Genomic DNA, 11,274 nt, shown 5'->3' with positions numbered 1-11,274 from the left:
GCGGCCCGACGTGCGATGGTTACGCAGGGTTACGACATCTGGGGGACGCGCCGCACCCGAACGCCGTACCGAACGGCCGGACGCGCCCCCGGGACGGCCTACTTCACCGCCCCCGCCATCACCCCCGACACGAACTGCCGCTGGAACGCGAAGAACACGACCAGCGGGATCACCATCGAGATGAACGCGCCCGGCGCCAGCACGTCGATGTTGTTGCCGAACTGCCTCACCTGGGTCTGGAGCGCGACCGTGATCGGCTGGCTGTCGGCGTCCGTGAAGACCAGCGCGATCAGCATGTCGTTCCACACCCACAGGAACTGGAAGATGCCGAGACTCGCGATAGCCGGACCCCCCAGCGGCAGCACGACCCTTGCGAACAACCGGAGTTCACCCGCGCCGTCCAGCCGCGCGGCCTCCAGCAGTTCACGCGGGATCTCCGCGAAGAAGTTGCGCAGCAGGAACACCGCGAACGGCAGCCCGAACCCGGTGTGGAACAGGATCACCCCGAACACCGACCCGAACAGCCCCAGTTTCCCGAAGAGTTCGGCGATCGGGATCAGCGCCACCTGCACGGGCACGACCAACAGGCCCACCACGCCCAGGAACCACCAGTCCCGCCCCGGGAACTCCATCCACGCGAACGCGTACCCGGCGAGCGCCCCGATGACGACGACCAGCACGGTCGCCGGCACCGTGATCAGCACGGTGTTGAGGATCGAGTTCGTGATGTCGCTGTTCTCCAGCAGCTTCTCGTAGCTGGAGAAGGTGAGTTGGGAGGGTTCCTCGAACACCTTCCACCAGCCGCTCGCGCTCATCTCCTCCGGCGCCCGCAGCGACGACAGCAGCAGCCCGATCGTCGGCACGAGCCAGAACAGCCCGACGACGATCAGGAAGACGCGTACGACACCGCTGTTGACCTTCTCGACCAGCTTCGCGATCACCGCCGCACCTCCCGCCGCAGCCGCCGTACGTTGAACCACATCACCGGGATGACGAGCAGCAGCAGGAACACCGCGATGGCGCTCGCCACGCCCGGCTGGTCCTCGGAGAAGCCCTTGCGGTACAGCTCCAGCGCGAGGACGTTCGCGTCGTCCTGCGAGGAGCCCGGCGCGATGATGAACACCAGGTCGAACACCTTCAGCACGTTGATCATCAGCGTGACGGTGACGACCGCGAGCACCGGCGCGAGCATCGGTACGGTGATCCGCCGGAACACCTGCCACTCGTTGGCCCCGTCGACGCGCGCCGCCTCCAGCAACTCCCGTGGCACACCCGCGAGTCCGGCCGCGATCAGCACCATCGCGAACCCGGCCCACATCCAGATGTACGAGCCGATGATCGCCGGAGTCACCAACGACGGTCCCAGCCAGTCGAGTCCGTTGTACGCCTCCTTGAAGTTGCTCGCCGGGAGCCGGAGTTGAGAGCCGTCAGCAGCGGCCGGGAGCGTGAACGAGCCGTCGTCCCCGGCCTTCGTCGAGGCGACGACCCTGCCGTCCTTCACCGCCTCGATCTTCATCCCGGCGTACCCCAACTCCGAGGCGTCCGGCTGCCCGAGGCGTCCGACACCCTCGCCCCGGGTGAAGTCCTGCCAGGCGGTGCCGGTGATCTCGCCCCGCTGCGGCGCCTTGGCCATGGCGCGCTTCGCGTCGTCCGGCATCTGGTCCGGAGCGACCCCGACCAGCGGCAGCATGACCGAACCGCCCACCTGTACCGGGGACTTGGTGATGAACCCGCCCCCGTCCGGAATCAGCGGCGAGTTGCGGCCCGGGTGCGCCTTCGGGAACGCGGAGGACTGCGCGAACGTGTCGTGCACCCCCACCCAGACCGCGTTCGCGACCCCCTTGTCCGGGTCCTGGTCGTACACCAGCCGGAAGATGATCCCGGCGGCCAGCATCGAGATCGCCATCGGCATGAAGACGACCAGCTTGAACGCCGTTCCCCAGCGCACCCGTTCGGTCAGCACCGCGAAGATCAGACCGAGCGCGGTGGTGAGGGTGGGCGCGAAGACCACCCAGATGACGTTGTTCTTCAGGGCTGTTCGGATTCCGTCGTCCGAGAACAGGGACTTGTAGTTGTCGAAACCGGCGAAGGAATCGCCGGACTGGTCGTAGAAACTCCGGATGACCGAGTACCCGATCGGGTACACCACGAGCGCGCCGAGCAGCACCAGGGCCGGTAGCAGGAACAGCACCGCCACCGTCCTCCTGGTGCCGGTCACGCTCTTCCTCGGTGGCGGTGCGGTCTGCGCCGACACCGCGTCAGTTCCCGTACGCGGCAGCGGCGTTGGCTTCCAGCTTCGCCTGCGCCCCGGCCACGTCGGCGGGTTTCATCAGGAAGTCCTGGAGGTCCTTCCACTCGCCCTTCCCCGGTGTCCCGCCGAACGCCTGCGGCGCCTGGTCGGACATGTCGAAACGGAAGTCGTCCCCCGCCTTGATGAGCGCCTCGGCGATGGTCCGCTGCACGTCGTTCGGGTACGCCGAGAAGGGCACGCTCTTGTTCGGCGAGAGGTAACCCCCAAGACCCGCGTGGATGGTTGCCGCGTCCGGCGAGGCGAGCCACGCCGCGAGCGCCTGCGCGCCCGGCGAGTCCTTGAAGACCACCGCCGCGTCACCGCCCGACACGACCGGCACCGTGTCGCCGACCTTCGGGAACGGGAACACCTTCGCGTCCGTACCGATCTCCGCCTTCGTCTGGCCGATGTTGACCTGCACGAAGTCGCCCTCGTAGACCATCGCCGACTTCGGCTGGTCGCCGCCGGTGAACGTCTGCGTCACCGAGTTGGGGAACTGGAGTTGCAGCGAGCCGCTCGCGCCGCCCGCCAGGTAGTCCTGTTTCCCCCAGATTTGTGCAAGCGTTTTCAGCGCGTTCGCCACGGACGGGTCCGTCCACTTGATCTCGTGCTTGGCGAGCTGGTCGTACTTCTCCGGGCCCGCCTGCGAGAGGTAGACGTTCTCGAACCAGTCGGTGAGCGGCCAGCCGTCCGCGCCGGGTACCGAGAATGGCGTAACTCCTGAGTCGTACACCGTCTGCGCGGTGGCGAGGAGCTCGGTCCACGTCTTCGGCTCGGTGGCGCCCGCGTTCTCGAAGACCTTCGCGTTGTACCAGACCAGCGACTTGTTGGCGGCTTTGTAATACACGCCGTACTGCTGCCCGTCGACCTTCCCGATGTCCTGCCAGCCTTGCGAGTAGTTCTTCTGGACCTCCTTGAGCGCCAGGCCCGTCACCGGCTTGGCCCAGCCCTTGTCGACCGCCTGTTTGATCGCGCCCGGCTGCGGCAGCAGCGCGATGTCCGGCGGCTTGCCGCCCGCGATCTTCGATCCCAGGAAGTTGATGATCGGGTCCTGCGCCGGGACGAACGTCACCTTCGCCCCGGTCCGCTTCTCGAACTCCGCCAGCACCTTCTTGAAGTTCGCCTGCTCGCCGCCCGACCAGACGGCGGCGACCTCCAGCGTGGTGCCGTCCAGCTTCGGCAGGGTGAGACCGCTTCCCGCGCTCTCCGTCCCCTTGCTGCTGGCGCCGTCGCCCGGCTCGTCGTCGCTGCCGCCGCAGGAGGCGAGCGAGAGCGTCAGGGCTCCCGCGAGAAAGGTCGCGGCGGCTGTCTTCACGGTTCTGCTGCGCATCACTGCCCCGTTCTTCGTTCGCTGTCGAACGTCGAGCGTTGTCCCGTGGGTGTGTTGACTTGTTGGCTTGCTGACTTCGGTCCTACGGGTCTACGCCGGGTGGATGGGGTCGGCAAGAGCGCAAACGGTGTCAAGCGGGTGATTGTGACGGCGTCGTGATGACGGAGGGTGCTCTCAGGTCGCCAGCAGGGAGGGCACCTCCGCCGCCGAGACCTCCTTCGCCGCCCGCTCCAGCGCGCTCGCGAGGAGCGCCAGGTCCGTCGGCCCGTTGCCCAGCTCGCGGACGGGCCGGCGGGTCGGCGGGTCGCCCATGCGGTGCCACTCCAGGGGCGTGACGGTCGGCCGCAGCGTCGCCGTGCGCGGGATACGGCCGGTGACCCTGCCGCCCTGGAACGGCGCCGTACGGCCGTCCGGCGTGCCGAGCCGCCCCCGGCCCGCCGACGGCCCGTCAGCGGCCGTCCCGGGCGCCTCCAGGACGATCCTGAGCGTCGCCCGGCGCGCGGACTCCGACTCCGCCGTACGGCCGCCGGGACCGGCCGCCGCCACCAGGTGCACGCCGAGCCGCGCGCCCTCCCGCGCGACGGCCTCCAGCGCGCGCGTGACCGACCCCGCCGAAGGGCGGCCGGGGGAGCCGAGGGCGGGCGAGATCAGCGCGTCCAGGTCGTCGACCACGACGATCAGGCGCGGCAGCGGGGGCGCGGCGTCCGCCTCGCGCCGGGACTTCGCCGCGTTCGGGCGCAGGCGCAGGGTGGTGCTGGGCGGGGCTTCGAGGTCGGTGGCGCCGGGGGAGTGGGGGGCGGGCGCGGAGTTCGCCGGGCTCCGGAGGGCGGGGTCCGTCGCGGTGCCCCGGGGCGGGGCGGCCGTCTGGGACGCGAGGCTGCCGCCGGCGCCTCGGGGCGCGGGGGTGCTCTGGCTCGCGGTGGCCTGGACCGCGCCCGTGTGCGCCGGGACGCCCTGCGCGGGGACGGTGTGGCCGGACGCCGTGTGACCGGGTGCCGCGTGCTGGGCCGCGGTGCCCGGCGCGGCTGCCTGGCGCGCGGGGGCCTGGAGGGACGCGCGCTGGTTCACCAGGTGCCCGGACAGCGTGCGGTGGGTGTGCCAGTCCGTGAAGTCCGTACGGCCCAGGAGCTCGGCGCGCCGCTTCAGCTCGGCCGTCAGGGACTGCGCGAACTCCCGCATGACCACCGGGTCGTTGGCGGTCAGGTGCGTCGTCACGTGCGGGAGGTCCGTGCACACGCGCAGGCCCTCGCCGGAGCGGCCCAGGCTGTCGCGGCCGTCCATCAGGACGACGCTCAGCCGGTCCGGGCGCTCGGCCGCCGCCAGCGACGCGACGATCGCCCGCAGCAGCTCCGTACGCCCGCTGCCGTCCGGCCCTTCGATCAGCAGGTGCGGGCCGTCGGCGACCAGATCGGCGGCGACCGGCCCGCGCGCGCCCGCGCCGAGGACGGCCAGCGCGCGCCCGCCGACCGCGTCGGCGTCGTCCGCCGCGTCCGCCCAGCGGGCCATCAGCGAGGCCGGGGTGGCCCGTGCCAGGCCCAGTTCGTCGAGCAGGCGCGCGGACTGCGGCAGGGGCACCGCCACGCGCGCCTGCCCCTCGCCCGGGGCCGCGTCCGGCCGCAGCGGCGCCAGCGCCCGCGCGAACCGCTCGGCCCACGCGGTGGACACGGCGTCCACCGCGCCCACGGTCCCCTCACCCACCGGACCACCGCCCGGCGCGACCCGCACGAGCCGCAGCACCGTCGCCACGTCCCCGCCGAGCAGCCCGACCGCCCCGCACTCCCGCAGCAGCGGCACGACCGCGCACGCCGCCTCGTACGCCCCCGCCACGGGCAGCGTCAGCGACCCCGGGTCCGTCTCCGACAGCACCAGCACATGCACCCCGACCTCGGGCCCGCGCCGCACCAGCCGCCCGAGCGCCTCACGCAACGCGGGCGTGCCGGGGTCGCCGTCCACGACGACCACCGTGTACGGGCCCGGGAACACCGGCGCGCGGTCCTCCCGCGCCCACGAGGGACGGGACCGGGCGGTCGCCCCGGAGGCGTCGTCGGACGCGTGGGCGTGGTGCGAGCCACGGGACTGGGCCGGGAGCGACACGCCGGGGGCGGCGGGTGTGCCGGAACGGTACGTCGAGTCGGTGCCGTCCGCCGCAGCGCCGCCGCCGGACGGCGAACCGCCCGCGCGGGACGCGCTGTTCGGGGACGAGCCGTGCGCCGGGTCGTCCGCGCGCGGGTGCTCGCCGGACCGCCCGCCCGCGCGCGAGGCGTCGCGTTCGTCCAGCCGGTGCAGCAACTCCTGCACGCGGGCCGTCGCCTGCTCGTGGTCGTGGGCCAGGAGGAGGCGGCAGTCCTGCGAGTGGGCCGGGCGCACGTGCGGCAGCCAGCCGAGCCACGCCCACTCGGCGGCGCGGTCGGCCGCCGGGCGGGCACGGTCGGTCGTCAGGAGGACGATCTCCAGGGTGTCCGGCGAGTGCAGCGCGGCGAACTGCGCGAGGACCGCGCGCGCCAGCCCCGACAGCCGGGGCCGGGGACCGGCGAGCCCCAGCGCCCCCGCCTCGCGCAGACCGGCGGTGACCGGGACGGCGGGCAGGACCGCGCCGTCGGCCGTCGTACGGTCGGCGGTCGCCAGGCGGACCGTCAGGAACTCGGAGTGCCCCGGGGCGCGCTCCCACAGGCGCGGGCCGGGACCCAGCGCCGTCAGCAGCAGGGCGGCGGGGTCGGGCCAGATCTCGGGGCCGGACGGGGCGACGACCGACGGCGCCCGCTCGGCCGTACGGTCCTCGGCGTCGTACCCCTCCGGTGCCCCCGGCGTGTTCCGGTTCCCGGTCAGCCGCCGCGCCCACGCGGAGAGGCCACCGCGCTTGCGGCTGCCCTGAGAGGGCTCCTCCTGCGCGCCGTGCACACCGTCGCCCGCGCGGGTGCGCGGGGCTTCGGGCTGGTCCGCGGTGGGGGACCCGAAGCCCGAGCGACCGCCGTGGGTCTCGCCGGCGGCGGGGGCATAGGGGTCGGCATGGCCGGCGGAGCGCCTGGCGACCGGGCGGGCCCCTGCGGGCAGCGTCCCGTCGAACCGGGCACGGCCGTCGGCCCCGGCACGGGCTTCCGCCCCGGAACGGCCGCCAGACCCGGCGTGGGCCTCCGCGCCCGCACGGCCGACGTCACGGGAATGCCCCTCGGCACCCGCACGGCTTCCGGCCCCGCCACGGCCCCCCGCGCCGGAAGGGCCGGCGTCCCCGCCACGCCCCCCGGATCCGGTGCCCCCGCCGGCCTCGCCTCCCGCGCGGCTCTCGACCTGAGGCGCACCCCCCTGCCCCGGCACCAGCCGCCCAGCGCCCGCGCGCGAGGAACCCCACGCCGGATCGACACCCCCGTACGCGTGCCCCGTCCCGCTCTCGCCCTCGACGCGCGCGTGCGCGACCCGCACGTGCCCCTCGCCGTCCGGTGTCGTCGGCACCCGGGACGCCGTCTCCCCGGGGGGAGCCAGCCGCAGGGCGGACTCGCCGATGCGCAGGAGCGCGCCCGGCGGGAAGTGGACGGCGCGGTCGGTGACGCGCGTGCCGTCGAGGGTGGTGCCGTTGGTGGAGCCGAGGTCGGTGACGGTGACCCGGCCGTCGGGGGAGAGGGTGACCGCGCAGTGGACGCGGGAGACGTCCGGGTCGTCGAGGGGGACGTCCGCATCGGTGGAGCGGCCGACGCGGATCTGCCCGCCGTGCAGGAGGTGCACCCCGCCCGCGTCGGGGCCCGCGACCACGTGCAGGCGCGCGGGCGCGTCGTCGATCTCGGGGTGCGCCTCGGGGGCGGCCGGGACGGCCAGGGAGAGGACGGCGCCGTCGGTGAGGGGCGGTTCGCCGAGCGTCGTGCGCGTCGCGTCCAGCCGCTGCTCGCCCGCGTACAGGACGACCGCCCCGCTACCGGGGGCCTCGCCGGTCACGGCCGACGCCAGCGCGGAGGCGACCGCGGCCAGGGCGGTGCCCGCCGGGGCCGTCACCAGCACGTCGCTGCTCGCGCTCCGGCCCCGGGCCTCGGAGACCGGGGCCTGCGGGTCTACGACGGTCAGCCGGATCTGCATCGCCGTCAGCGGTCCCTTCTGCCCCGGGCGCGGGCTTCCCCCGCCCCGCACGGGCGCGTCGGCCAGTACTGGGGGCATCCTCGCACCTGTCACTGACAACGTGCCCGCCCCCGACCGCCGAGTGATCTTGATTGGTCGGCTCTGCCCGTAAAAGTGCCGGACGGATGGTCGGTCGATGATCACTTGAGATCCGTCACGTTTCGGGCCCGGCAACCATCGGACCGCGGAACGCGTCTTTCCGGTGAAGCCGGAGGACTTCCCGGTCTTACCCGGTCATTCGGCGTCAGGATGTTGACAGGCCCTCGAACGCGCGCGGGAGGACGCCCGTACCCATGACCGGACGACAGCCCCGTCACCGGGTCGCAGCACTACAGTGGTCGGAACATATGCAGGCACATCGGCAATCACCAGGGAGCGCGTGACGTGCGGCCAGTCGGCAGCAAGTACTTGCTTGAGGAGCCGCTCGGACGCGGCGCCACGGGCACCGTCTGGCGTGCCCGCCAGCGGGAGGCCGCGGGCGCCGAGGCGGCTGTGGCCGGACAGCCCGGTGAGACCGTCGCCATCAAGGTCCTCAAGGAGGAGCTGGCGAGCGACCCCGATGTCGTGATGCGGTTCCTGCGCGAGCGCTCGGTGCTGCTGCGCCTGACCCACCCGAACATCGTCCGGGTCCGCGACCTGGTCGTCGAGGGCGACCTCCTGGCCCTGGTCATGGACCTCGTCGAGGGCCCCGACCTGCACCGCTACCTGCGCGAGAACGGCCCCTTCAGCCCCGTCGCCGCCGCCCTGCTGACCGCGCAGATCGCCGACGCGCTCGCGGCCAGCCACGCGGACGGCGTGGTCCACCGCGACCTGAAGCCCGCCAACGTCCTGCTGCGCCAGCAGGGCGGCCAGATGCACCCCCTGCTGACCGACTTCGGCATCGCCCGCCTCGCCGACTCCCCGGGCCTGACCCGCACCAGCGAGTTCGTCGGTACGCCCGCGTACGTCGCGCCGGAGTCCGCCGAGGGCCGCCCGCAGACGTCGGCGGTGGACATCTACGGCGCCGGGATCCTGATGTACGAGCTGGTCACCGGCCGTCCGCCGTTCGCCGGGGGCTCCGCCCTCGAAGTCCTGCACCAGCACCTGAGCGCCGAACCGCGCCGCCCCTCCACCGTCCCGGAACCCCTGTGGACGGTCATCGAGCGCTGCCTGCGCAAGAACCCCGCCGAACGCCCCGGGGCGCAGTCCCTCGCGCGCGCACTGCGCATCGTCGCCGAGGGCACCGGCGTGCACGCGAACTCGATGCAGATCGCCGCCGCCGAGGGCGTCGGCCACATCCTCACGCCCGACCCGGCCCCCGCGTCCGTCCCGGGCGCCGACGGCTCCGCCGACCCGACCCAGGTGCTGCCGCACAGCGCACCCGCGGGCGCGTACGACCCCAACGCGGCCACCAGCGTGCTCCCGCACACGGGCGCCGCCGACCCCACCGCCGTCCTCCCGCACGCGGGCGCGGCGGACCCGACGGCCGTCCTCCCGCCGGTCCCCCCGGGCCAGCAGGGCCAGCCGGGCCCCGGCCAGCAGGAGCCGCACCCCTGGCAGAACCAGCTGCGCGCCGCGCGCGACCGCAACGAGCAGACGCAGGTCCAGTACCTGGACCCCGGCGAGGACCCGCTGCGCCGCCGCCCCCAGCGGCAGGTCGCGCACCCCCAGCAGCAGCCGCAGCAGCAGCCCCAGCAGCCGTACCGGCAGCCCCCGCAGGGCCGCCAGCAGGGCGGCCCGTCCGCGCAGGCGTACGGCTACCAGCAACAGCCGCCCCAGCAACAGCAGTACGCGCCCCCGCAGCCGCCGCCCCAGCAGCAGCGGTACGCCCCCGCGCCCGCGCCGGAGCGGCGTCAGCCCCAGCGGCCCGCCCCCGAGCCGCGCGAGCGCGAGCCGCGCCGGCGCAGCGCCAACCCGATGCGCATCCCCGGGCTCGGCTGCCTCAAGGGCTGCCTGTTCACGATGCTCATCCTGTTCGTCGCGAGCTGGCTGATCTGGGAGTTCTCGCCCCTCCAGGACTGGATCGGGAGCGGCAAGGGCTACTGGGACCAGCTCACCGACTGGTTCTCCACGGTCACCGGATGGTTCGACAGCCTGTCGGGCAACTGATCGACGAGTTTGGGGATTTGTCGACATCCGGCGGGTGATTTCCGCCTCCGCTGTGAAGGTCGGCTCTTCGGACGCGTACGTTTAGCCGCAACACGCGTCGGTAGGAGCAGTCTTGGCACGGAAGATCGGCAGCCGGTACACCGCCCACCAGATCCTGGGGCGGGGCAGCGCCGGCACGGTGTGGCTCGGCGAGGGACCCGAAGGGCCCGTCGCGATCAAGCTCCTGCGCGAGGACCTCTCCTCGGACGAGGAACTCGTCGGGCGGTTCGTCCAGGAGCGCACGGCGCTGCTCGGGCTCTCCCACCCGAACGTGGTCTCCGTGCGGGACCTGGTGGTCGACGGCAACGACCTCGCGCTCGTCATGGACCTCGTCCGGGGCACGGACCTGCGCACGCGCCTGGACCGCGACCGGCGGCTCGCCCCCGAGGCCGCCGTCGCGATCGTCGCGGACGTCGCCGAGGGCCTCGCCGCCGCACACGCCGCAGGGGTCGTACACCGCGACGTGAAGCCCGAGAACGTCCTCCTGGACATGCAGGGGCCCCTCGGGCCCGGCGGGTCCCACCAGGCGCTCCTGACGGACTTCGGCGTCGCGAAGCTGATCGACACCCCGAAGCGCACCAAGGCCACGAAGATCATCGGAACACCCGACTACCTGGCCCCCGAGATAGTCGAAGGGCTCCCCCCGCGCGCGTCGGTCGACATCTACGCCCTCGCGACGGTCCTCTACGAACTGCTCGCCGGGTTCACGCCCTTCGGCGGCGGCCACCCCGGAGCCGTCCTGCGGCGGCACGTCACCGAGTCCGTCGCGCCCCTGCCGGGCATCCCCGACGAGCTGTGGCAGCTCCTCGTCCAGTGCCTCGCCAAGGCACCCGCCTCGCGCCTGCGCGCGTCCGAACTCGCCGCGCGCCTGCGCGAGCTGCTGCCGTCCCTCTCAGGTATGCCGCCGTTGGACGTCGACGAACCCGAGACGGAGGCCGACGAGACCGCCGACGAGCCCGAGCCCGACCCCGCCGCCCCCGGCAGAGCCGTACGCCGCGGCGCGGTGCCGCTCGTGCCGGGCGCCAAGCCGGACTCCAACCGGGACACCCATACGTCGATGAGGGTGCCGGCCGCCGACGAGCTCGCGGGGGGCGCGCACGGCACCGCCCGCGTCCCGCGCGCCTCCGGTGCACCCCGGCCCGGCTCGGCCCGCAACCGTGCCTCCACGCGCAGGCGCAGGGTGATCATCAGCGTCACCGGGGTCGCCGTCGCCGCGGCCGTGGGCGTGGGCGCCTGGTTCGCGACGTCGGACGGCGGGGCGCCCGCGCGGGACTCCGGGAACTCGTCCTCCGTGACGCCGTAGGGAGTGCCGCCCGTCGTCCGGCCGGCGGGCGCGGTCCGGCTGCGGCCGGTCGCGCCCGCGCGCGGACAGCCGCACGCCGGTACGGCCCGGCGCGGATGTGGTCCCGCGCCCCCGGGAGCGCTG

Annotated in this window: 6 protein-coding genes; 2 read left to right on the top strand and 4 right to left on the bottom strand. The window is 73.8% G+C overall.

The window, feature by feature from the left end:
- Nucleotides 1-98 precede the first annotated feature (98 nt).
- The 4 genes from PV682_RS30545 to PV682_RS30530 form a co-directional block, all read right to left on the bottom strand.
- Nucleotides 99-941: a carbohydrate ABC transporter permease gene (locus tag PV682_RS30545; protein WP_240001451.1), complete on the bottom strand. Its 843-nt coding sequence runs from the start codon at nt 939-941 to the stop codon at nt 99-101.
- On the bottom strand, nt 938-2,218 hold the full coding sequence (locus tag PV682_RS30540) for a carbohydrate ABC transporter permease (protein WP_319734998.1): 1,281 nt from the start codon (nt 2,216-2,218) through the stop codon (nt 938-940). Before PV682_RS30540 ends, PV682_RS30545 begins: the two co-directional genes overlap by 4 nt.
- Nucleotides 2,219-2,258: 40 nt before the next feature.
- Nucleotides 2,259-3,620: an ABC transporter substrate-binding protein gene (locus PV682_RS30535; RefSeq protein ID WP_319734997.1), complete on the bottom strand. Its 1,362-nt coding sequence runs from the start codon at nt 3,618-3,620 to the stop codon at nt 2,259-2,261.
- A gap of 174 nt (nt 3,621-3,794) precedes the next feature.
- Complete coding sequence (locus PV682_RS30530) at nt 3,795-7,682, bottom strand: FHA domain-containing protein (protein WP_319735034.1); 3,888 nt, start codon at nt 7,680-7,682, stop codon at nt 3,795-3,797.
- A gap of 423 nt (nt 7,683-8,105) precedes the next feature.
- Between PV682_RS30530 and PV682_RS30525 the strand changes: the two genes are divergently transcribed.
- The gene (locus tag PV682_RS30525; RefSeq protein WP_319734996.1) at nt 8,106-9,809 is read left to right on the top strand and encodes a serine/threonine-protein kinase; all 1,704 of its coding nucleotides are present in this window, start codon (nt 8,106-8,108) and stop codon (nt 9,807-9,809) included.
- Nucleotides 9,810-9,921: 112 nt separating this feature from the next.
- On the top strand, nt 9,922-11,151 hold the full coding sequence (locus tag PV682_RS30520) for a serine/threonine-protein kinase (protein ID WP_319734995.1): 1,230 nt from the start codon (nt 9,922-9,924) through the stop codon (nt 11,149-11,151).
- Nucleotides 11,152-11,274: the final 123 nt, after the last annotated feature.

The sequence above is a fragment of the Streptomyces niveiscabiei genome (assembly GCF_033794345.1).
GTDB classification, from domain to species: domain Bacteria; phylum Actinomycetota; class Actinomycetes; order Streptomycetales; family Streptomycetaceae; genus Streptomyces; species Streptomyces niveiscabiei.
The sequence above is the reverse complement of the archived record's forward strand: the minus strand, read 5'-3'. Positions and strand labels throughout refer to the sequence as shown.